The sequence below is a fragment of the Pararhizobium mangrovi genome (assembly GCF_006516965.1).
Taxonomy (GTDB): Bacteria; Pseudomonadota; Alphaproteobacteria; order Rhizobiales; family Rhizobiaceae; genus Pararhizobium_B; species Pararhizobium_B mangrovi.
Genome location: NZ_VHLH01000013.1, coordinates 106,791 through 127,850 on the forward strand (window position 1 = coordinate 106,791; position 21,060 = coordinate 127,850).

Consider the following 21,060-nt stretch of genomic DNA (forward strand, 5'->3'; position numbering starts at 1 on the left):
TCGTCCTGGCACCGGCAAAACCGAATAGCCGTGCTCGTATATCGAGAACGGACACGATCCGGTTGCCAAGCAACATGCCCGTCGCCGAGACCGTCGCCGGTCGCATCGGCACGAACCCGTTCGCCCGATCGTGAAACGCGTTCGTCAGTTGACTCCCGTCCCCATTGACGGTTTGATCTCAGATGTCAGACCAATGCTTCAGGGCAATCGTTCGTGCATCTCGATCGGATCGACACAACAGATCGCGTCACTCGGGTTTCCAGCGAACTCGCCGGATATGTGGATCGGGGCGCCCTGACGGTGGGCGACCAGCTTCCGACCGAACGTGAAATCTCGCAATCGCTCGGTGTCGGACGGTCGACGGTACGCGAAGTCCTCCGGCAATGGCAGGCACTGGGCGTGGTCGAGGTTCGCAAGGGAAGCGGCACCTTCCTGCGCCGGCAGATCACCCGCAAGACGATCTACCTGCCGCTACTTCTCGAAGGAAAACGCGACGGCCTCCTGCAGATGCTCGAAGTTCGCCGCGGCCTCGAGATGGAAGCCGCCGGGCTCGCGGCGACGAGAGCCGGCAGCTCCGCGCTTGCCGAACTGGAGGAAAAGCTGGTCGTCATGGAAGCCGTCTTCGAAAAGGAGGGATGCGCCGGTCCGGAAGATCTCGCCTTTCACCTCGCGATCTACGACGCATCGGGCAACCCGCTCTTCGGACAGATTCTCGCGCAGATACGCGATCCGTTGAACGACCTCTTTTCCATGTCCGACGTCTCGAAGCGGCTGCGCCGTTTTGCCGAACGCTCCTTCCCCTTTCATCGCCGGCTCTTCGAGGCCATCCGTTCCGGCGACCCGATCGCCGCGCGCACCCATACCGCTGCCATCCTGGATGTCGTAAGCGAAGACGTACGGACGATGGTCCCATGAGCAATAGCATGAGCGACGACAGCGAAACGGAACACTTGGCCTTCGCGGCCCGCCTTCTCGCGCACGACGACGGTGACGAATACGGTCCGGTCGTTCCGCCGATTACGCAGACTTCGCTCTTCACCTTCGGCTCCTATGCCGAGATGGAGCGCAACTATACCGCCGAACGGCCGCGCACGACCTATTCGCGGGTGGGCAACCCGAACGTACGGGCCTTCGAGGAGAAGATGGCCGCACTCGAAGGCGGCGAAGACGCGATCGGCTTCGCGAGCGGCATGGGGGCGATCTCCTCTGCGGTTCTCGCCGTCGTCTCGCCCGGCGAGCGCATCGTGTGCGTGCGCAACGTCTATCCCGATACCTATCGGTTTTTCGAGATCCTTCTTCGAAGGTTCGACGTATCGGTCGACTATGTCGACGGAGCCGACGAAGAGGCGGTACGCGCATCCCTTCCCGGTGCGCAGGTTCTCTATCTCGAAAGCCCGACGAGCTGGACCATGGAGGCGCACGTGGTCTCGCGGCTCGCCGCACTGGCGCGCGAAGCCGGGGCGATCAGCATCATCGACAACAGCTGGGCTACACCCATCTTCCAGCGTCCCCTGGAACTGGGCTGCGATGTCGTGGTGCATTCGGCGTCGAAATATCTGTGCGGGCACAGCGATACCGTCGCCGGCGTCGCCGTCGCTTCACGCCAACACGTCGAGCGCATCCGCTCGGGCATCGCGCCCTATCTCGGAGCCAAGCTCGCACCGCTCGACGCATGGCTCCTCCTTCGCGGCTTGCGAACGCTGACCGTTCGCATGAAGGCGATCGAGGCAACGGCACTGACGCTCGCCCGACGGCTGGCGGAACATCCCGCGGTAGAACGCGTGCACCACCCGGCTCTCATGGGCGACCTGCCCGAAGGATTGCACGGAACGTCCGGCCTCTTCTCCGTGGATTTCGGCGACCGCGTCGACATTCCTCGCTTCATCGATGCGCTTGCGCTTTTCAGGCTCGGCGTGAGTTGGGGTGGGCACGAAAGTCTCGCGATGCCGGCAAAGCTTGCCCGCTCGCAGGCGAACGGACCGAATTCGGTGATCGATTTCGACGTCCCACCCGGGCTCGTACGACTGAACGTCGGACTGGAAGGCCTGGAAGCGCTCTGGAGCGACCTCGAAAACGCAGTCGAAACCAGCAAAAGATGAGGGGAATGCCATGCTCAAACGGTTGATGATCGCAACGGCGATCGGTGCGCTTTTCGCAGGACAGGCTGCGGCGGACACCACCTTGAGGCTGACGGAAGTCATCACGAGCCCGGAGCGTACCAAGACGCTGCGCAAGATCGTCGATAACTTCGAAAAGGAGAATGCCGGCGTCAAGGTCGAGATCACCTCACTGCCGTGGGGGCAGGCATTCGAGAAGTTCGCGACGATGGTTTCGGCCGGGAACACGCCCGACGTCGTCGAGATGCCGGATCGCTGGCAGTCGCTCTACGCGTCGAGCGGACGGCTCGAGGATCTCGGCCCCTACCTCGACAAGTGGGACGAGACGAAGAAGATCAACAATCTGACCATGAAGATGGCGAAGGTCGTCGGCGACAAGGCCTACTCCCTGCCCTACGGTTTCTATCTGCGCGCGCTCTTCTACAACAAGAAGCTCTTCAAGCAGGCCGGCATCGACGGACCGCCGAAGACGCTGACGGAATTCAAGCAGGACGCGGAGAAGATCTCGAAACTTCCCGGAAAATACGGATACTGCCTTCGCGGCGGACCGGGTGGCTATGGCGGCTGGCTGATGCTGGGCGCGAGCATGGCCAAGAGCGGCGACTTTTTCCACAAGGACGGAACGTCGACGCTTGCCGACAGCGGCTGGGTGGATGGCTACCAGTTCCTGATCGATCTCTACAAGAACGGCAATGCGCCCAAGGACAGTGTGAACTGGGGCTTCAACGAGGTGGTCGCCGGCTTCTATTCCGGCACCTGCGCCATGCTCGATCAGGACCCGGATGCGCTGATCGGTATCGCCGATCGCATGGATTCCGAAGATTACGGCGTCGCGCCGTTCCCGACGGGACCCGGTGGCAACCGCTATCCCACGCTCGGTTACGCCGGTTGGGCGATGTTCGCCAACAGCGACCACAAGGATCTCGCCTGGAAGCTGATCGCCGCGCTCGACGGACCGAAGGGCAACCTCATGTGGAACAAGCAGACCGGCACGCTGCCGATCTACAATTCCCTGAAGAGCGACCCCTTCTATCAAAAGCAGGGCTACAAGGCCTGGTTCGAGGAGCTTGCGAGCGACAAGACCAAGCCGCTCGTCTTCCCGTTCCGTCTCAAGGAGTTCGGCTTCTTCTCCGACTCGCTCGTCCCGAAGACGAGCCAGAAGGCGCTTCTCGGCGATATCACCGCCAAGGAGCTCGGCGAACAATGGGCGGCCTTCATGACCAAGGCGAACAAGGCCTCCGAGACGAGCGCGAACTAGCGTGAATTAAGGTTTCGTCGTATCGCACCGCCTCGCGCCGTCCTCTTCGGCGCGAGGCCACTCCCGACCCGCGTCAATGGATTGGCTGATGAGCGTTCAGGCCGAAAGGCGACCCGGCTGGCACGGCACCCGGCGGCGTTTCGCGCTCCGCATGGAACCGTACTTCTACGCGAGCCCTGCCCTAATCTTCATCGTCGCGGTCATGCTCGTACCGCTCGCCATCGGCCTTTCCTACGCCTTTCGCGACATTACCCTGCTCAATCCCTTCAGCGGCGGTTTCGTCGGCGTCCAGCATTTCGTGGATCTGTGGCACGACTCCGACTTCTGGCAGGCACTCGGCAACACGGTGACCTGGACGGTCGCTTCCGTATCGCTGCAGTTCTTCCTCGGTCTCGTGCTGGCGCTCAGGCTCTACCGCCCTTTCCCCGGCCGCGGGCTCGTCCAGGCTCTCGTCTTCGTTCCGTGGGCAGTGCCGATGTTCCTGTCCGGACTGAATTTCGCCTGGCTCTTCAATCCGGTCATCGGCCCGCTGCCGCACTGGCTTTATGCCGTCGGCATCCTGTCCAGCCCGGAAAACATTCTTTCCGATCCGGCGATCGCCATCTGGGGGCCGATCGTCGCCAATGTCTGGTGGGGTGTCCCCTTCTTCGCGATCACCCTTCTGGCCGCCCTCCAGTCCATTCCGCCGGAAATCTACGAAGCCGCGGAGATCGACGGCGCGGGCACGTGGCGCCGCTTCGCGGACATCACCGTTCCGTTCCTGGCGCCGACGATCGCCATCACCGTACTGCTTCGTGCCGTGTGGATCGCGAACGCGCCGGATCTCATCGTCGCGATGACGGGCGGCGGACCCGCCGACAGTACGCAGATCGTCGCGAGCTACATCTTCACCCAGGCGTTCAAGGGCCTCGACTTCGGCTACGCCTCGGCGGTCGCGACCGTACTTCTAATGCTTCTTCTCGTGTACGCGCTCATCGTCCTTATGATCCGCCAGTCGCTCCTGAAGGCGAGTTGAGGAAATGTCTGCCGCAACGCTCAAGCGAGCCGGTTACTGGACGATGCACTATGCCATCATCGCCCTTTACGTCGCCTTCGCGCTCTTTCCGCTCTACTGGCTCTTCAAGGTATCGCTGACGCCGACGAAGCTCCTCTACAGCGAGGGCGTGCGGATGTGGCCTTCGCGAACCACGTGGGAGAACTACGGCTTCGTCCTGACGAACAGCGACTTCCCGCGCTTCTTCCTGAACAGCGTCATCGTTTCGGTATCGACCGCCGTTCTCGTCACCGTCGTCGCTTCGGGTGCCGGGTACGCGCTGTCGCGTTTCCGCTTCCGGGGCAAGTTCTGGCTCGTCGGTCTGATGCTCATCACGCAGATGTTCCCGCTCGTCATGCTGATCTCGCCGATCTTCCGCATCTTCACGCCGCTCGGGCTGACCGACAGCCTCCTCGGCCTGATCATCGTCTACACGGCGTTCAACATTCCCTTCGCGACCTTCCTGATGCAATCGTTCTTCGATGGCATTCCGAAAGATCTCGAAGAGGCTGCGATGATCGACGGGGCGCACCGGTTCACCGCTTTCCGCCAGATCATCCTGCCGCTGACACTGCCGGGGATTGCGGCAACGCTCGGTTTCGTCTTCACCGCCGCATGGAGCGAACTGCTCTTCGCGCTGATGCTGATTTCGAAGACGGATGCCTCCACCTTTCCCGTCGGCCTGCTGACGTTCGTTTCCAAGTTCTCGGTCGATTTCGGCCAGATGACGGCCGCAGGCGTGCTTGCGCTCATTCCCGCATGTCTCTTCTTCTTCCTCATCCAGCGATATCTCGTCCGCGGCCTGACGGCAGGCGCGGTGAAAGGCTGACACCATGGCGACCATCGATATCGACGGCGTTCGCAAACGCTTTGGCAACGTGGATGTCCTGCACGGCGTGGACCTCACCATCGCCGACGGCGAATTCGTCGTCCTGGTCGGGCCGTCCGGTTGCGGGAAGTCGACCTTGCTCCGGCTGATCGCCGGGCTCGAGGATATTTCGCGAGGGGCGATCCGCATCGACGGCGAACGCGTCAACGATCTCGCACCGCGCGCCCGCGATATCGCGATGGTCTTCCAGTCCTACGCGCTTTATCCGCACATGAGCGTCGAGCGGAACATGGACTACAGCCTGCGCCTGCGGAAAACACCTGCGGAACGCGCGCGGGAAGCGGTCGAAGGTGCGGCGGGCAAGCTCGGGATCGATCGGCTTCTGCAGCGCAAACCGCGCACGCTTTCCGGCGGCCAGCGGCAACGGGTTGCGATGGGGCGCGCGATCGTGCGCACGCCGAAGGCCTTCCTCTTCGACGAACCGCTCTCGAACCTCGATGCGCGCCTTCGCGAACAGATGCGCGGCGAGATCAAGAAGATGCACCAGGATCTGGGCGCGACTTCGATCTACGTGACGCATGACCAGATCGAGGCCATGACGCTAGCCGACCGGATCGTCGCCATGAACGAAGGCCTCGTTCAGCAGATCGGACCGCCGCGAGAGCTCTACGAACATCCGACCAACCTCTTCGTCGCCGGCTTCATCGGCTCGCCGGCGATGAATTTCATCGACGCGACCTACCGCCGCGAAGGACAGAACGCCTTCCTGGTCGTCGGCGAGAAACGTCTCGCGCTCGACGAACGGGACGTCGCGGACGGAACGCCCGTGACGCTCGGCCTGCGCGCCGAAGACATCGCCATCGATGCGGATCCCGAAGATCCGGGTGCCATCGAGGCGACGGTCGAACTCGTCGAGCCGCTCGGCCTCGGCACGATCGTCCACGTTCAGGCCCTTGGAACGCACATCAAGGCACTCAGCCTCGCGGTGGTCGAACATCGGGTCGGTTCCCGGATCTGGATCCGACCGCACCCGGAAAAGTTTCACGTCTTCGAAGAGGCAACCGGTCGCCGGCTGGAACGGAAGGCCCAATTCGCCGCCGAACTTCCCGCCTGACGCGAATCCGCGTTCGAGACAGTCTAGGATCGGCCGACGCAACGACGCCGGTTGCCGAAACCTGCGTACTGTCGCGCTCGATGATCTCGAACCCGATATCCAGACGCGTCTCGTCGCAACTGGGTCGGAGCCGGCCACGTATGGGCGGTAAAATCCTGGTCGCCACGTTTTCTAGAATAGTTCGATAGCCGTGTCGTTTTCGACGCCACCGATGGCTTCGCCGTCGCGGAGCCGACGTTTCAGCCGGTAGAGATTAACTTCCGACAGCGGTTCGGAAAGATCGACGTCCGGTTGCCCGTCGAGTTTCGACGCGGAGGCGTGCAGGAATTGCGAGAGACCGGCTATCGTCTGCCGGATCTCGTCGATCTTCTGGGCCTTGCGAAGATAATCGCTGTCCCTGCGGGCGCAATCGCCGCAGACGAGCTCCTGCATCGCATCGACCTCCCCCGTCAGGCGATCCAGTTCGCCGGAAAGGTTCGTGAACAGCTGATCGAGAGAAACCATGTCTCGGCCTCCAAAAAGTCTTCGGCGGTACGGCCCCAGTTCGCAGCGAACGCTCGATCCGGAGTCTTGCATCGAGCCGGGCCGGCACAGTCTCGCCCGGCGCGCTCTGAATTTGCGACAGGACGTCCGCTCGCGCGAAGATCCGGCTGGAAAATGCGCTAGAACAGTTCCACCTCGCCAAGGTCGGCAACGGCGGGAACGCGTGGCTTCGGCGCCTGTCGCTCGACCTGGCGGGCATCCATGAGAAGCTGGCGCACGCGGCCGGTTGCCGGCCAGTATTCGACGCGTCTTCCCGTTACGCCGCCGAGGCTTCCGCCGAGATAGGTGATGCGCTCCATCTGGAGGAAGCGTTCGGCGAAGGCGGCGTTCTTCATTCCGATGTTGCCCAGACCGTCGACCACCTGCCCCCCTCCGAAGAGTTTGGCTTCGAGGCGTTCCCGCCGGGCGCCCTGCTTGAGCAGCGTGTTGATCAGCAGCTCCATCAGGAAGAGACCGTAGGATTCCACGTGTCCGCCACGCCCCCGATCCGTACCGGGAACCAGGAAGTGGTTCATGCCGCCGATGCCGGCGTGCGGGTCGCGGACGCACGCGGCGACGCACGAGCCGAGCAGTGTCGTCAGCACGGTCTGCGGGTCGCCGGCGACCTGGACCTCGCCCTGCAGGACGGTGATGCGGTTTTTCGGAACGGATGCGATCACTAGAGCTTCCCGACGACGGCTTCCAGGCTCTGCTTGAGGACCGGCGTGCTGATCGGCTTCATCAGATAGTTGTTCGCGCCGAGCGAGGAGGCGGTGCGCAGCACCTCCTTGTCCTCCTTTCCGGTCAGAACGATGAAGGGAACCTTGGCGGTCGGCTTGTAGTCGCGCAGCGCCTTCAGGAGCTTCAGCCCGTTCAGTTTGGGCATGTAGAGATCCGAGATGACGATGTTGCACGGCGAGTTCATCATCTTGCGAAGCGCTTCCTCGCCGTCGACGGCAAAGACGATCTGCTTGATCCCGAGCTCGTGCAGCGACTCGTTGATCAGCATGCGGCTTGTCGTATGGTCCTCGGCAACGAGAATCTTCAGCTTGTCCTTGATGCTCATGTCGTTGTCTCCTCGCAAAGGGCGACGGCTCGCGCCGTCACCGTCTTTGTGCTTTTGGGGATTTTGAAAATGGCTGCCGGTATCTCGTCGAGCGGCAGGTCGGCCGCGGCAGCGCCGATCTCGGAAGCCGCACGCGGCATGCCGTAGACGAGCGCGGTCGCGCGATCCTGCGCGATGGTATGGGCGCCGCGCTTTCGCATCTGCAGCAGACCCTTGGCGCCGTCCCGTCCCATGCCGGTGAGGAGCACGCCGCACGCTTCGTTGCCGAAAGTCTTGGCGAGCGAGGCGAAGAGGTAATCGGCAGACGGCCTGAAGAGCGCGTTCGGGAGCGTATCGACCAGCGAAACGAACGGTCTCGCACCGCCGCGCACGACCATGTGGTGGGAACCGGGCGCGATGTAGATGACGCCCGGCCGTAGCGTTTCCCCCGTGACCGGGATGCGTACGGCGGGCGCGCAAGCCTTGTCGAGCCGCTCGGCGAAAGAGGCGCTGAATGAGGCCGGGAGGTGCTGGACGATCAGCGTCGGCGGACAGTCCGCCGGAAACTCCGGTAGGATCTTCGCAAGCGCCTCGACGCCGCCCGTCGACGATCCGATGCCGATGGCAAGCGGCCTGCGCCGCGTTCCCGCGGCGTTTCGAACGGCTGCGGCCGAAGTCCCGGGCCGTTGGTAGGCCCGCCTCGCGGCGAGGTCGGGCTTCGTGCGGGCCGCCGCGCGCAGCAGATCGGCGAACCCTTCGAGATCGTCGGCGCGCCCTCGCGGTTTGCCGATGCAGTCGAAGGCGCCGAGCGCGAGCGCGTCGAGAGCGGCCGCCGCGCCCGGTTCGGTGAAGCTCGACACCATGATGACCGGCGTCGGACGAAGCCGCATGATCTTGTCGAGAAAGGCGATGCCGTTCATGCCGGGCATTTCCACGTCGAGCGTCACGACGTCCGGATCGATCGCCTTGATCTTGGCGCGCGCTTCCTGCGGTTCGCACGCCTCGGCGACAACTTCGATATCGGCCTCGTTCGCCAGTGCCTCGCGCAGCAGCGCACGCATGGTCGGCGAATCGTCGACGATCAGGACCCGCACGGGCCGGCCCGACGCGGGCGCATCGCCTTCATGCACGCGCGTCATGCCCCGATCCTCCGATAGGCGGTGTTCGCATCGTAAGCGAGCAGCCCGGTTGCCTGGCCCGCGACCCGTTCGGAATGTCCGACGTAGAGAATGCCTCCCGGCTTCAGCTTTTCCGCAAAGCGCAGCCACAGCCGCTCGCGGGTCGGCTGATCGAAATAGATCGTCACGTTGCGGCAGAAGATGACGTCGAACTGCCCCTTCATCGGCCAGTCGCCGTTGAGGTTCAGTTCCCTGAAGGCCACGAGCGAGCGAACCGGCTCTGCAAGCGCGAAGCCGAGGGCCGGTCCGTCCCGACGGGCGACGTCCTTGACCGGACGGAACCATTTGCGCCGCATGTCGGTCGGAACGTTCTCGATATCCTCGACCGGATAGATGCCGGCCCGCCCGAAGGCGAGGACGTTCGGGTCGATGTCGCTCGCCAGGATGCGCAGGTCCGTGCGGTCCACTTCCGGCATCGCCGCGAGGATCGTCATGGCGAGCGAAAACGGTTCGTGGCCGTTGGAGCAGCCGGCCGACCAGAAACGCACGCGACCGCCGTCGCGCGCCGTCGCCAGCAGAGCCGGCAGGCGGGCGCGCAGATGGTCGAAATGGTTCTGTTCCCGGAAGAAGCGCGTAACGTTCGTCGTCAGCGCGGCGAGCATCTGCATGCGCTCGCCGCCCCTCCCGTCCTCCGCTTCGAGAAGCGCGCAATACTCGCGAAAGCTCGCCATGCCGAGCGCGCGCAGCCGCTTGGAAAGCCGCGAATAGACGAGCGCGGTCTTCTCGCCGCTCAAATGAATGCCGGCCTGCGCGTAGAGCAAGGACGCGATCTTGTCGAAATCCGCCGATGTCATGCGGAAATCGCCATAGGCCTCGCCGCCGGCCCGCGCTTTCTCAGCCGGTTCGCCGGCGCGCCTGTCCACGATCGTCCGCGCTGTCGTCACCTCAGGCGGCTCCGGCCAGTTGCGGCATCACGTGATCGACGTCGATGACGGAAAGCATGCGCCCGTCGATCGACATGACTTCGCTGATGAACCGGCGCGCCACTTCGCCGGTGATGTCGGGCGGCGGCTGAAGTGCGGACTCGTCCACCGTGAGAATATCGGAGACGCCATCGACGAGCAGTCCGAAGACCACGCCATGGGCAAGCGCCACGATCGTCACGCTGCGTTCCGTCGGCTCGATCGGCGCGAAGCCGAGGCGCTGGGCGAGATCGACGATCGGCAGCACCGTCCCGCGCAGGTTGATGAAGCCGTGGACGAAGGAGGGCGCGTGCGGGATCGGCGTCGCCGGCGAGAATCCGCGGATCTCGCGCACAGACATGATGTCGACGCAGAATTCCTGCGCGCCGATGCGAAAGGCGACGAACTCCTGCAGCGCGCCGCCGGCGCGCGGTTCGTTCTGGTCGGCGGACTGGGTCAGGGTATCCGGCATGGTGTTACTCCGCGGCTTGAAGGGTGGCGGGATCGAGGGAATGGCCGGCCTCGCGCGAGCAGGTGACGAGCCGGTCGACGTCGAGGATGAGCGCGACGCGTCCATCACCCAGGATGGTGGCGCCGCCGACGCCCGGGATCATCCCGTAATTCGTTTCGGTGCTCTTGATGACGACCTGGCGTTGGCCCTGGATGCCATCGACGAGAAGGGCCGCACGATCGCCGTTTTCCATCTCGACGAGGATCACGACCCCTGCCGTCGGATCGCCGGGCCGGTCGCGGTAGCCGAGCAGCAGGCCGACGTCGATGAGCGGCAGGAACCGGTCTCGCACGTTGATGAGGCGCGCCTCGCCGCCGAAGCGGCGGACTTCGGTCGCCTTCGGCCGCATCGTTTCCACGATCATGCTGAGCGGCACGACGATGGTCTCGTCGCCCGCCGTCACGATCATGCCGTCGAGCACGGCGAGCGTCAGCGGCAGGCTCATGGTGAACTTCGAGCCCTTGCCGGGCTCTGAGGTGATCGTCACGCGCCCGCCGAGCGACTGGATGGATTGCCGGACGACGTCCATGCCGACCCCGCGGCCGGAAAGCTCGGAGACGCCCGAGGCCGTCGAAAAGCCCGGCATGAAGATCAGATTGTCGATCTCGTCGTCGGTAAGCTTCGCCGCCGGGGAAACGAGTCCTTTCTCGATCGCGATGTCGCGGACCTTGTCGCGCTTGATGCCGGCGCCGTCGTCGCCGATCTCGATGACGATGCGACCCGACCGCTGGCCGGCCGAGACCCGCACCGTGCCCTCCTCCGGCTTGCCCGCGACAACGCGATCCTCCGGCGTCTCGAGCCCGTGGTCGATCGCGTTGCGGATCATGTGGGTCAGCGGATCGGAAAGCTTCTCGATGATCGTCTTGTCGACCTCGGTCCATTCGCCCTGCGTGACGAGGCGAACCCGCTTGCCGGCGATCTCGGCGACCTCGCGCACGAGCCGCGGCAGGCGCTGGAAGACGGACTTCACCGGCTGCGCACGGATCGCCATGACGCTGTCCTGCAGCTCGCGGGTGAGCTGTTCGAGTTCCTCGAAGCCGGTCGCGACGTCGCAGGTGCGCGTCAGCCCAGCCTCGACGGCGCGCTGCGAGAGCATGACCTGATGGATGACGAGCTCGCCGACGAGGTCGATCAGCCGGTCGACACGGTCGAGATCGACGCGGATCGTCTGACCGGCAGCCGCCTTGGTGGGCTTGCCCGCCTCCTTCTTGCCGCCGGCCGGCGTCGAAACGGACGGGTCTTTGGCCGGCTCGGGATCTTGCTGTCGCGAAGGTTCCGGTTCGCGTTTCCCGGCTTCGGAGCCCGACGATCGGGAAATCCCGGATTGCGCGGGATCGGACTCAAGTGCCGATTCCGGCGCCGTATCGGGATCGCCGGCACCGACGCCTTCGGTATCGGCGAAAGAAGCATGCTCGTCGGTTGCCTCGATGGCTTCTTCGTCCTGATCGGTCCCGTCCAGCATTGCCTGCAGGACCAGAAGGTCCGCCTCGTCGGGCGTCGCCAGTTCCATCTCGAAGGAAGCGTCGGCGTCGTCGGTCGAGGCCGCGTCGATCTGCAATTCACAGTCGTCCTCAACGAACTCGAAGACGGCCCGGATGTCTTCTGCCTCGAGCGTGCCGGTCAGCGTGACAACGAAGCCGAAATAGGCCGCTTCGGGGTCGATGTCGGCAAGAAGCGGCAGCGCCTCGGTATCGCACGTCACCTGCATCTCGCCCATGGTCGAGAGCTCGCGCAGGAAGGTCATGCTGTCGTTCGCACGGGCATAAAGCTTGTCGTGCGGACGGAAGGCGATCGTGTAGGTCGTCTCGCCGGCCTCGGCGCCGAAGAGCGTCGAAACGTCGACGGTGACGGGCTGGAAGGCGAAGCCGTCTTCGTCCGCTTCGGCCTTCTCGTCGGCCGATCCGGTCACCGCCTCGAGTTCGGCCAGGAGCGCGTCGCTCTTGGCGGTGTCCGCGGTTTCGCCGTCGCGCGCGGCGGCGACGAGATCCGATAGCGCGTCGGCCGAGCGCAACGTCAGGCGGACGAACGTCTCGTCCGGTTCGATGCGCTTGGAGCGCAGTTCGTCGAGCACCGTCTCGAAGGCATGGGCAAACGCGACCAGCGCGTCGAGATGGAACGCACCCGCCCCACCCTTGATCGAGTGCACGCCGCGAAAGACACCGTCGATCGTCTCGTCGTCGGCCTCGCCGTCCTGGAAGGCCAGGAGGCCGGTCTCTACCTCGACGAGCTGCTCCGCGCATTCCTCGAAGAAGGTCTGGCGAATTGCTTCCATCGCATCCATCGGATTGCTGTCCCCTTTGGTGTCATGCCTGTCGCTGCTTCGAAGGTCCGGCGGATACCGCGTCGTGCCGGACCGGGCTTGCCGTCAGCCCGAATAGGCCGCGACGCGCCGGATCGCGGCGATCAGCTTGTCCTGGTCGAACGGTTTGACGATCCAGCCCGTTGCGCCGGCGGCCCGGGCACGCTGCTTCTTTTCCGCGTCGCTTTCCGTCGTCAGCACGAGGATCGGCGTGGCTCGGTGCCTGGGATCGGCGCGTACGTCCTCGATGAAGGCGAAGCCGTCCTTGCGGGGCATGTTGATGTCGGTGATGATGACATCCGGCTCGCGCTCCATTCCGTCCAGCACTTCGACACCGTGCTCGCCGTCCTCGGCCTGCACAACGGTGAAGCCGGACGGCGTGAGCGCTGCGTTCAGCATGTCGCGCATCGTCCGCGAATCGTCGATCGTCAGGATGGTCAGGCTCATCGAGCGTCTCCCGCAGCGGTGAAGTCATCGATCGAGAGCCCAAGCAGCGCGACGCCCGAAGCGAGCGCCTCGGACGGCGCGTTCAGCGAGAGCTCCGCGCCGTCGAGCTTCCAGGTGAGCGCCGCCGACATCAGGACCTGCAGGCAGGGGGTGGAGACCTTGCGCACGGCCGATCCGTCGACGACGACGTCCCGGCCGCGCAAGCCGGCAAGTTCCCGGGTCAGCGGCCCGGCTGCCGCCAGACCGAGGTCCGACGGCAACTCGCACGTGGAAACCGGCTTGCCGGCAGGTTCGGCAGCAATCTCGGCCATCAAAACTCCTCCCAGTCCTGGTCGTCGAGAGCGAAGGAGGACGAGGGCTTCTGCTGCGCACCACCGTGGCCGACCGTCTTCATCGACACGACCGTCTTCGGTTGGACGTCCCTGCCCGCTCGGGCAACCACACGCGGAGCGACGTCGACGACCTTGGAATGTTCGTCGAGCTTGAACTCCCCGACCGCATCCGCGAGCGCACCCGTTTCGTTGGCAAGGGTGCGCCCGGCGGCAGCCGTTTCCTCGACCATCGCCGCGTTCTGCTGGGTGACCTGATCCATCTGCCCCACGGCAACGTTCACCTCGCCGAGCCCGGTCGCCTGTTCCTTGGCGGAGGCGGCCATGCGTTCGACGATCGTGTTGACGTTGTTGACCTCGTTGACGATGCGTTCCAGCGCGCCGCCGGTCTCCTTGACGAGGCCGACGCCGGTGTCGACCTGTTCGCCCGAACTGACGATGAGGTTCTTGATCTCCTTCGCCGCATCGGCCGAACGCTGCGCGAGGCTCCGGACCTCGGAGGCGACCACGGCGAAACCGCGGCCCGCCTCGCCCGCCCGGGCGGCCTCGACGCCGGCGTTGAGCGCGAGGAGATTGGTCTGGAACGCGATCTCGTCGATGACGCCGATGATCTTGCTGATCTCGCGCGAGGACTTTTCGATCGAGTCCATCGCGGTGATCGCCTTGTCGACGACGTCGGCGGAATTCGTCGCTTCCGTGCGTGCCGACGACACCGCGTCGCGCGCATTGGAGGCGTCCTCGGCCGTCCGGCGGACCGTATCGGAGATTTCGCTCAGCGCCGCGGCGGTTTCCTCGAGGCTCGCGGCCTGCGTCTCGGTGCGTCTTGCGAGATCGTCGGTGGCGACCGAGATCTCCTCGGTTCCCGTGCGGATCGAACCGGTGCTTTCCGTGATCTGGCGCAAGGAGCTGCCGATCTGCTTCAAGGAGGTGGAAAAGTCGTTGCGCAGCGGCTCGAAGGCCGGCGCGAACGGCTTGTCCGAACGCCAGGTGAGATCGCTGTCCGCCAGCATCGAGATGCCGCGGCTGATCTCGGCAACCGCATGGACGCGATCGGTGATCACGGTCGCGAACTTGACGATCTTGAAGACCTTGCCGTTAGCGTCGAAGACCGGATTGTAGGAGGCCTGCAGCCATATGACGTGGCCGCCCTTGCCGACGCGCTTGAATTCGTCGGAGACCGCTTCGCCGCGGTTCAGCCGCAGCCACAGCTCGACATAGTCCTGGCTGCGTGCGTATGCGGGTTCGACGAGCGTACGGTGATGGGCGCCCTTCACTTCGGAAAGGGTGTACCCGAAGGCCTGCAGGAAGTTGTCGTTGGCCGTGATGATCTCTCCGGAAGGGAGAAACTCGATCACCGCCTGGATCTTGGAGAGCGCCGCCATCTTGGCGTCGGTCTCGGCAGACTTCCTTCGTTCCTCGGTAATGTCGACACACTGCTTGACGATGCCCACAACCTTTCCGCGAGAATTTCTTACCGGGTTATAGGAAGCTCTCAGCCAGATCTCGCTGCCGTCCTTCTTCACCCGCTCGCATTCGCCGTCGATATACTGACCACCGGCGAGTTTGCGCCAATGTTCGTCGTAGGCCGGCGTCGCCGCTTCTTTTGACGGGACCAGAATGCAGTGATGCTTCCCCCGCAGCTCGGCCAGATCATAGCCCACCGTGCGACAAAACAAGGAGTTGGCGTTGACGATATGGCCATCGACATCGAACTCGACCATCGCGAGCGACTGGTCCAACGCGTTCAGTATCGCCGTCGGCTTCGGGCGACGTCTCATTCGGAACGGATTCATTTCTTCACCTTCTCTGAGCTTGACGCTGTTCGAGCGTCACAGCGTCACGCGGCCAAATCAGCGAGCCGGCGGCATAGGTAGAACACCAGCATCCCGGATCGCAGCTCGGGCCCTGGTTGCATCAGGTTGATTTAAAACTACCTTAATTAGGGGATAACTAGATTGTGATGGCCGATCAGTTGAATCACGGAATCGGAGACCCATGGCATTCGCGATGCGGCAGGTTGGCGGGTCCGTATCGTCATGTCCGAGATGGGTTTTTCCACAGGTCGATATGGCCAACGAGACGATCCGCATTCTCGTCGATCGCATGATGCGTGGCGAACATGTCGAACCTTCGTCGGCGCGCTTGACAATGCTTCGGTTCGCGTCTGTGGTGCCCGAAGGGCATTTCATGCCCGGCGTATCGTTCGGAAGAGGAACCGTGCGGACGTCGTTCCGGTGGAGGCCGGAAGGTTAGGGAGGACTGTCATGGTTTGTTCAAGAAACCGAAATCCGTCTGTCATGCAGACGCCCTACGCCTCGGCCCTCTCTCATCGAGGCAGGGAAAACGTATGATGATCAAGACACTTCTGGCAGGCGCCGTCCTGCTTTCGACGACGGCCACCTCCGCGTTCGCGGCGACCGACATCACCTGGTGGCACGCCATGGGCGGCGAGCTCGGCGACAAGGTCAACGAGATCGCGAAGAACTTCAACGACAGCCAGGACCAGTATCATGTCACGCCCGTCTACAAGGGCACCTATCCGGAGACGATGACGGCCGCGATCGCCGCCTTCCGCGCCGGCAAGCAGCCCGACATCGTCCAGGTCTACGAGGTCGGCACGGCGACGATGATGGCGGCCGAAGGCGCGATCAAGCCGGTCTACAAACTGATGCAGGATTCCGGCGTCGACTTCGACCCGAGCGACTACCTGCAGGCCGTCACCGGCTACTACACCGACACCGACGGGCACATGCTCTCCCTGCCGTTCAACTCGTCGACGCCGATCCTCTATTACAACAAGGACGAGTTCGACAAAGCCGGCATCGACGGGGCGCCGAAGACCTGGCAGGACGTCGCGGACGACTCCAAGAAGGTGATGGAAAATTCCGACGCGAGCTGCGGCTTCACGACCGGCTGGCAGTCCTGGGTGCAGCTCGAGACGTTCTCGGCCTGGCACAACGTGCCCTTCGGCACGAAGCAGAACGGCTTCGGCGGGCTCGACACCAAGTTCGTCTTCAACGGCGACCTGCAGAAGCGCCATATCTCCGACATGGCCAAGTGGGCGAAATCCGGCGTCTTCAAGTATGGCGGTCGCCAGGGTGACGCGCGGCCGCTCTTCTATTCGGGCGAGTGCTCCATGTATATGGGCTCGTCGGCAAGCCGCGCCTCGATCCTCGCCAACACCAAGGCCAAGGTCGGCTTTGCCGAACTGCCCTATTACGACGACGTGAAAGGCGCGCCACAGAACACGATCATCGGCGGCGCATCCCTTTGGGTGCTCTCCGGCAAGTCCGACGAGGAGTACAAGGGCGTCGCGACGTTCTTCAAGTACCTCTCCTCGCCTGAAGTGCAGGCCGACTGGCACCAGTTCACCGGTTACCTACCGATCACGACGGCGGCCTACGAGCTTTCCAAGAAGCAGGGTTACTACGAGAAGAACCCGGGCGCCGAAGTCGCCATCCAGCAGATGACGAAGAACCCGCCGACGGAAAATTCCAAGGGCATCCGCTTCGGCAACTTCGCGCAGACCCGCGACATCATCAACGGTGAGCTCGAGCAGGTATGGTCCGGCAACAAGTCGGCCGAAGCCGCGCTCGACGATGCCGTCGACAAGGGCAACACGATCCTTCGCAAGTTCGAGAAGGCGCACCAGTAAACCTTCACCCCCGAACGGCCGGCGGACGCATCATGCGCCCGCCGGTTTTCGCTCCGGCCGATCCGCGAAGTCCCCAGAATGCAGACCAAACGCGTCACGTTCAGCCATCGCTGGCTGCCCTATCTCCTGATCGCACCACAGCTCGCCATCACGATCGTCTTCTTCATCTGGCCGGCGGGCGAAGCGCTCTACCAGTCCGTGCTGCAGCAAGGCGCCTTCGGGCTGACGACGCAGTTCGTGGGGCTGGAAAACTTCCGCGATCTCTTTTCCGATCCGGACTACCTGCATTCCTTCACCATCACGATCGTCTTCGCCGTCTCGACGACGGCCGCCGCGATGATCTCCGCGCTCCTCTTCGCCGGCATGGCGGACTACGTCATGCGCGCCAACGCCTTTTACCGCACGACGCTGATCGCCCCTTACGCCGTCGCGCCGGCGATCGCGGGCGTCTTGTGGTGGTTCCTGTTCAATCCCTCGATCGGCATCATCGCCTATGTGCTCCACCAGCTCGGCTATAACTGGAACCACCTCGTAAACGGCGGCCAAGCGCTTCTTCTCGTCATCATCGCGGCCGCGTGGAAGCAGATCTCCTACAATTTCATCTTCTTCCTCGCCGGCATGCAGGCGATCCCGCGCTCGCTGATCGAGGCGGCCGCGATCGACGGCTCGGGCCCGATGAAGCGCTTCTTCACGATCGTCTTTCCGCTACTCGCGCCGACGACCTTCTTCCTGCTCGTCGTCAACATCGTCTATTCCTTCTTCGAGACCTTCGCGATCATCGACGCGACGACGCAAGGCGGACCCGGCGACGCGACGGAAATCCTCGTCTACAAGGTCTGGCACGACGCGTTCATCGCGCTCGATCTCGGCGGCTCGGCGGCGCAGTCGGTCGTCCTGATGGCGATCGTCATCGGCCTGACGGTGATCCAGTTCCGCTATATCGAGCGTCGGGTGGAGTACTGAAGCGATGATCGAGAACCGCCCCGTCTTCACCTTCTTCGCGCACGCCGTTCTTCTCGTCGGCCTGGCGATCGTGATCTTTCCGATCTATCTCGCCTTCGTCGCCTCGACGCAGGATTCCTCGACCTTCCTCGGCGGCGTCGTGCCGCTCCTGCCGTCGAGCCACATGCTGGAGACTTACGGCCGCATCCTCGGCTCCGGTTTCGGCTCGATCCCGGTCTGGCGCATGATCGCCAACAGCATGGTGATGGCGCTCGGCATCGCCATCGGCAAGATCGCGATCTCGATCATCTCGGCTTTCGCGATCGTCTATTTCCGCTTTCCCTTCCGCACGCTCGCCTTCTGGCTGATCTTCATCACGCTGATGCTGCCGGTGGAAGTGCGCATCCTGCCGACCTATTCGGTCGCGGCCGGCCTCGATCTCCTCAACACCTATCAGGGGCTCATCCTGCCGGTCATCGCCAGCGCCACGGCGACGTTCCTCTTCCGCCAGTTCTTCATGACGATCCCGGACGAGCTCCTCGAAGCCGCCCTTCTCGACCGGGCGAGCCCGATGCAGTTCTTCAAGGACATCATGCTGCCGCTGTCGCGCACGAACATCGCGGCGCTCTTCGTCATTCTCTTCATCTATGGCTGGAACCAGTATCTCTGGCCGCTCATCATCACGACCGACCAGAACATGACGACCATCGTCGTCGGCATCAAGCAGATGGTGAACGTCGCCGACGGCGATCCGCAATGGCAGCTCGTCATGGGCACGGCGATCCTTGCCATGGTGCCACCCGTTCTCGTCGTGCTTTTCTTCCAGCGCTGGTTCATCAAGGGCCTCACCGAGCCCGAAAAATAAGAAGCGAGAGTTTGTAAAATGGCGCGCGTCTCGATCGACACCGTCCGAAAGGTCTATGCCGGCAACGTGGAGGCGGTGAAAGGGGTTTCGCTCGACATCGCCGACGGTGATCTCGTCGTCCTCGTCGGCCCCTCGGGCTGCGGCAAGTCAACGCTCCTGCGCATGGTGGCCGGTCTGGAAACGATCACCGACGGGACGATCTCGATCGGCGACCGTGTGGTCAACGACGTCAATCCGGCCGACCGCGACATCGCCATGGTCTTCCAGAACTACGCGCTCTATCCGCACATGACGGTGCGCCAGAACCTCGCCTACGGGCTCAAGAACCGGGGCGAGAAGAAGGACGCGATCGACAAGCGCGTGCGCGAGGCGGCCGACATTCTCGAAATCGGCGACTTTCTCGACCGCAAGCCGCGCCAGCTTTCCGGTGGTCAGCGCCAGCGCGTGGCGATGGGCCGCGCCATCGTGCGCGAACCCGCGGCCTTCCTCTTCGACGAGCCGTTGTCGAACCTCGACGCCAAGCTGCGTGTGCAGATGCGCGGCGAGATCAAGCAGCTCCAGCGCCGGCTGAAGACGACCGCGCTCTATGTCACGCACGACCAGCTCGAGGCGATGACGCTCGCCGACATGCTCGTGGTGCTGAACGGCGGGCGGGTCGAGCAGGTCGGTCGCCCGCTCGATATCTACCGCAAGCCGGCCTCGACCTTCGTCGCGGGTTTCATCGGCTCGCCGGCGATGAACCTTCTCGAAGGAAGCGTGGACGGTCATCGCGTTCATTTCGGCGACGGCTTCGTTCCTGCGCCAGACACGATCGGGGACCGGCGCCACGTCATCGTCGGCCTAAGGCCGGAAGACGGCCGTCTCCAGCCCAATCCCGACATGGCGACCGTGTCGTTGACCCTCGACTATGTCGAGGAGCTAGGTGCCGAACGGCTCCTTCATGGCCGATCGGGCGGGCAGCCGATGACGATTACGGTCGATCCGGACACGCCGCTTTCGGACGAGACCGGCCTGACGTTCGACGAGCATGCGCTGCACTTCTTCGACACCGAAACCGGCAAACGGCTCTGAGCTTTTGGAAAATGAATGGCGTATTGGACAGAACAAAACTGCGAACACTTATGGCAGCGGGACATTACGGTGATTTTTGGTCATATTTCCTCGCCCACGTGGCCCCCATTTCACACGACCCGCCGGGTACATGTAGCAGTTGGGTGAGGATCGCGTGCGGCTTCTCAGCCTGTCAACGCGGTATGGTTGACGATCACGCGCGAGAGGCCAGCAAGCCTTCGTCCTTGCGGGGCTCGGCGAGAAGTTCCTGAAGCCGGAGCATGTCGCCCTATATCGCGCGGAGGTGGCGCGTTTCGACCGCGAACGACAGGACCGCAGTGCCGAGGCGATGCGCGGCTACAAGCGGGCACTGCGTGAGGTGGCGAAGGGCATCGACAACTGAGTGAAGGCGATCGGCGAGGGCATTCGTTCGGAGACGGCCCAGGAGAACCCGGTGCGGGACGAGGCGACGAAGACACGGCTCGAAGCGGAGATTGGTGAACTGGAAGCAGCACCAGCTGCCCCTGCCCCGCATCCCCGCCTGGCGAAGGGCTATGTGGGCCGCGTTAGTTCGGGTCAGCGAGGGTAGACGGGTGTTCACCTGCTCCGATCCAGTCTGCCGTCTTGCAGGCGACCGGCTGCGCTACGGGCCCATACGCTATGGACGCAAGCGAGCCCCGCAGCGATTTGCTACGGGGCTTTCTGTTTGGTTGCGGGGACCCGCTTAAGGCGTGAGTTGCTAACTCATCCGTATGCCGATGACCCCGTGTTCATGAGCCTGTGGATGATCGGAGGAGAGTGATCCCAGTTATAAGGCTCACATCTAAAGCGGGATGACTTCAATCTGAATCGCTGAGGATTCCGTTTGTCTCCCGGTTGTGATTCAACATGCTGGCCGGAGGGAGGCCAGCATGGATGTCGAAAGCCTACTCGATGGATTTGCGCGAACGTGTTGTGAAAGCGG

The 21,060-nt window shown here is 63.5% G+C and carries 20 protein-coding genes; 10 read left to right on the forward strand and 10 right to left on the reverse strand.

The window, feature by feature from the left end:
• Positions 1 to 213: 213 nt before the first annotated feature.
• The 6 genes from FJU11_RS08585 to FJU11_RS08610 all read left to right on the forward strand — a co-directional run bounded on the left by FJU11_RS08585 (position 214) and on the right by FJU11_RS08610 (position 6,351).
• Positions 214 to 915: a FadR/GntR family transcriptional regulator gene (locus FJU11_RS08585; protein WP_141166624.1), complete on the forward strand. Its 702-nt coding sequence runs from the start codon at positions 214 to 216 to the stop codon at positions 913 to 915.
• Positions 912 to 2,099: a PLP-dependent transferase gene (locus tag FJU11_RS08590; protein WP_407946686.1), complete on the forward strand. Its 1,188-nt coding sequence runs from the start codon at positions 912 to 914 to the stop codon at positions 2,097 to 2,099. Before FJU11_RS08585 ends, FJU11_RS08590 begins: the two co-directional genes overlap by 4 nt.
• 10 nt (positions 2,100 to 2,109) lie before the next feature.
• A complete protein-coding gene (locus tag FJU11_RS08595; RefSeq protein ID WP_141166625.1) occupies positions 2,110 to 3,375 on the forward strand; it encodes an ABC transporter substrate-binding protein in 1,266 nt (421 codons plus the stop codon).
• An 88-nt stretch (positions 3,376 to 3,463) separates the two neighbouring features.
• Positions 3,464 to 4,390, forward strand: coding sequence for a carbohydrate ABC transporter permease (locus FJU11_RS08600; protein ID WP_141166626.1), 927 nt, complete (start codon positions 3,464 to 3,466; stop codon positions 4,388 to 4,390).
• 43 nt (positions 4,391 to 4,433) lie between these two features.
• The gene (locus FJU11_RS08605; RefSeq protein WP_141166652.1) at positions 4,434 to 5,237 is read left to right on the forward strand and encodes a carbohydrate ABC transporter permease; all 804 of its coding nucleotides are present in this window, start codon (positions 4,434 to 4,436) and stop codon (positions 5,235 to 5,237) included.
• Between the two features lie 4 nt (positions 5,238 to 5,241).
• Positions 5,242 to 6,351 (forward strand): ABC transporter ATP-binding protein, encoded by a 1,110-nt coding sequence (locus tag FJU11_RS08610; RefSeq protein WP_141166627.1) that lies wholly within the window; start codon positions 5,242 to 5,244, stop codon positions 6,349 to 6,351.
• A 171-nt stretch (positions 6,352 to 6,522) separates the two neighbouring features.
• Here the strand turns inward: FJU11_RS08610 and FJU11_RS08615 are convergent, their stop codons facing one another.
• From FJU11_RS08615 to FJU11_RS08660, 10 genes are all read right to left on the reverse strand, one after another.
• Positions 6,523 to 6,855: a hypothetical protein gene (locus FJU11_RS08615; RefSeq protein ID WP_141166628.1), complete on the reverse strand. Its 333-nt coding sequence runs from the start codon at positions 6,853 to 6,855 to the stop codon at positions 6,523 to 6,525.
• A gap of 158 nt (positions 6,856 to 7,013) precedes the next feature.
• On the reverse strand, positions 7,014 to 7,553 hold the full coding sequence (locus FJU11_RS08620) for a chemotaxis protein CheD (RefSeq protein ID WP_141166629.1): 540 nt from the start codon (positions 7,551 to 7,553) through the stop codon (positions 7,014 to 7,016).
• Positions 7,553 to 7,939 (reverse strand): response regulator, encoded by a 387-nt coding sequence (locus tag FJU11_RS08625; protein WP_141166630.1) that lies wholly within the window; start codon positions 7,937 to 7,939, stop codon positions 7,553 to 7,555. The genes FJU11_RS08620 and FJU11_RS08625 overlap by 1 nt, the downstream gene beginning before the upstream one ends.
• The gene (locus tag FJU11_RS08630; RefSeq protein ID WP_141166631.1) at positions 7,936 to 9,057 is read right to left on the reverse strand and encodes a protein-glutamate methylesterase/protein-glutamine glutaminase; all 1,122 of its coding nucleotides are present in this window, start codon (positions 9,055 to 9,057) and stop codon (positions 7,936 to 7,938) included. Before FJU11_RS08630 ends, FJU11_RS08625 begins: the two co-directional genes overlap by 4 nt.
• The gene (locus FJU11_RS08635; protein ID WP_141166653.1) at positions 9,054 to 9,890 is read right to left on the reverse strand and encodes a CheR family methyltransferase; all 837 of its coding nucleotides are present in this window, start codon (positions 9,888 to 9,890) and stop codon (positions 9,054 to 9,056) included. The genes FJU11_RS08630 and FJU11_RS08635 overlap by 4 nt, the downstream gene beginning before the upstream one ends.
• A 91-nt stretch (positions 9,891 to 9,981) precedes the next feature.
• Positions 9,982 to 10,470, reverse strand: coding sequence for a chemotaxis protein CheW (locus FJU11_RS08640; protein WP_141166632.1), 489 nt, complete (start codon positions 10,468 to 10,470; stop codon positions 9,982 to 9,984).
• 4 nt (positions 10,471 to 10,474) lie between these two features.
• On the reverse strand, positions 10,475 to 12,790 hold the full coding sequence (locus tag FJU11_RS08645; RefSeq protein ID WP_141166633.1) for a chemotaxis protein CheA: 2,316 nt from the start codon (positions 12,788 to 12,790) through the stop codon (positions 10,475 to 10,477).
• 84 nt (positions 12,791 to 12,874) lie between these two features.
• Positions 12,875 to 13,255 (reverse strand): response regulator, encoded by a 381-nt coding sequence (locus FJU11_RS08650; protein ID WP_141166634.1) that lies wholly within the window; start codon positions 13,253 to 13,255, stop codon positions 12,875 to 12,877.
• Complete coding sequence (locus FJU11_RS08655; protein ID WP_141166635.1) at positions 13,252 to 13,566, reverse strand: STAS domain-containing protein; 315 nt, start codon at positions 13,564 to 13,566, stop codon at positions 13,252 to 13,254. Before FJU11_RS08655 ends, FJU11_RS08650 begins: the two co-directional genes overlap by 4 nt.
• Positions 13,566 to 15,362, reverse strand: coding sequence for a methyl-accepting chemotaxis protein (locus tag FJU11_RS08660; protein ID WP_141166636.1), 1,797 nt, complete (start codon positions 15,360 to 15,362; stop codon positions 13,566 to 13,568). Before FJU11_RS08660 ends, FJU11_RS08655 begins: the two co-directional genes overlap by 1 nt.
• Before the next feature lie 572 nt (positions 15,363 to 15,934).
• Between FJU11_RS08660 and ugpB the strand changes: the two genes are divergently transcribed.
• The 4 genes from ugpB (at position 15,935) to FJU11_RS08680 (ending at position 20,117) form a co-directional block, all read left to right on the forward strand.
• Positions 15,935 to 17,239, forward strand: coding sequence for a sn-glycerol-3-phosphate ABC transporter substrate-binding protein UgpB (gene ugpB, locus FJU11_RS08665; protein ID WP_210242862.1), 1,305 nt, complete (start codon positions 15,935 to 15,937; stop codon positions 17,237 to 17,239).
• Between the two features lie 78 nt (positions 17,240 to 17,317).
• The gene (gene ugpA / locus FJU11_RS08670) at positions 17,318 to 18,202 is read left to right on the forward strand and encodes a sn-glycerol-3-phosphate ABC transporter permease UgpA (RefSeq protein WP_141166638.1); all 885 of its coding nucleotides are present in this window, start codon (positions 17,318 to 17,320) and stop codon (positions 18,200 to 18,202) included.
• Positions 18,203 to 18,206: 4 nt separating this feature from the next.
• Positions 18,207 to 19,046: a sn-glycerol-3-phosphate ABC transporter permease UgpE gene (ugpE, locus tag FJU11_RS08675; protein WP_141166639.1), complete on the forward strand. Its 840-nt coding sequence runs from the start codon at positions 18,207 to 18,209 to the stop codon at positions 19,044 to 19,046.
• A gap of 18 nt (positions 19,047 to 19,064) precedes the next feature.
• The gene (locus tag FJU11_RS08680) at positions 19,065 to 20,117 is read left to right on the forward strand and encodes a sn-glycerol-3-phosphate import ATP-binding protein UgpC (protein ID WP_141166640.1); all 1,053 of its coding nucleotides are present in this window, start codon (positions 19,065 to 19,067) and stop codon (positions 20,115 to 20,117) included.
• The last annotated feature ends 943 nt before the right edge of the window (positions 20,118 to 21,060 follow it).

Bases quoted from the DNA above. Each gene is read 5' to 3' on its own strand.
- FJU11_RS08590 (WP_407946686.1), top strand. From the start codon at position 912: ATGAGCAATAGCATGAGCGACGACAGCGAAACGGAACACTTGGCCTTC.
- FJU11_RS08595 (WP_141166625.1), top strand. From the start codon at position 2,110: ATGCTCAAACGGTTGATGATCGCAACGGCGATCGGTGCGCTTTTCGCA.
- FJU11_RS08600 (WP_141166626.1), top strand. From the start codon at position 3,464: ATGAGCGTTCAGGCCGAAAGGCGACCCGGCTGGCACGGCACCCGGCGG.
- FJU11_RS08605 (WP_141166652.1), top strand. From the start codon at position 4,434: ATGCACTATGCCATCATCGCCCTTTACGTCGCCTTCGCGCTCTTTCCG.
- FJU11_RS08610 (WP_141166627.1), top strand. From the start codon at position 5,242: ATGGCGACCATCGATATCGACGGCGTTCGCAAACGCTTTGGCAACGTG.
- FJU11_RS08615 (WP_141166628.1), bottom strand. From the start codon at position 6,855: ATGGTTTCTCTCGATCAGCTGTTCACGAACCTTTCCGGCGAACTGGAT.
- FJU11_RS08625 (WP_141166630.1), bottom strand. From the start codon at position 7,939: ATGAGCATCAAGGACAAGCTGAAGATTCTCGTTGCCGAGGACCATACG.
- FJU11_RS08630 (WP_141166631.1), bottom strand. From the start codon at position 9,057: ATGACGCGCGTGCATGAAGGCGATGCGCCCGCGTCGGGCCGGCCCGTG.
- FJU11_RS08635 (WP_141166653.1), bottom strand. From the start codon at position 9,890: ATGACATCGGCGGATTTCGACAAGATCGCGTCCTTGCTCTACGCGCAG.
- FJU11_RS08640 (WP_141166632.1), bottom strand. From the start codon at position 10,470: ATGCCGGATACCCTGACCCAGTCCGCCGACCAGAACGAACCGCGCGCC.
- FJU11_RS08645 (WP_141166633.1), bottom strand. From the start codon at position 12,790: ATGGATGCGATGGAAGCAATTCGCCAGACCTTCTTCGAGGAATGCGCG.
- FJU11_RS08650 (WP_141166634.1), bottom strand. From the start codon at position 13,255: ATGAGCCTGACCATCCTGACGATCGACGATTCGCGGACGATGCGCGAC.
- FJU11_RS08655 (WP_141166635.1), bottom strand. From the start codon at position 13,566: ATGGCCGAGATTGCTGCCGAACCTGCCGGCAAGCCGGTTTCCACGTGC.
- FJU11_RS08660 (WP_141166636.1), bottom strand. From the start codon at position 15,362: ATGAGACGTCGCCCGAAGCCGACGGCGATACTGAACGCGTTGGACCAG.
- ugpB (WP_210242862.1), top strand. From the start codon at position 15,935: ATGATCAAGACACTTCTGGCAGGCGCCGTCCTGCTTTCGACGACGGCC.
- ugpA (WP_141166638.1), top strand. From the start codon at position 17,318: ATGCAGACCAAACGCGTCACGTTCAGCCATCGCTGGCTGCCCTATCTC.
- ugpE (WP_141166639.1), top strand. From the start codon at position 18,207: ATGATCGAGAACCGCCCCGTCTTCACCTTCTTCGCGCACGCCGTTCTT.
- FJU11_RS08680 (WP_141166640.1), top strand. From the start codon at position 19,065: ATGGCGCGCGTCTCGATCGACACCGTCCGAAAGGTCTATGCCGGCAAC.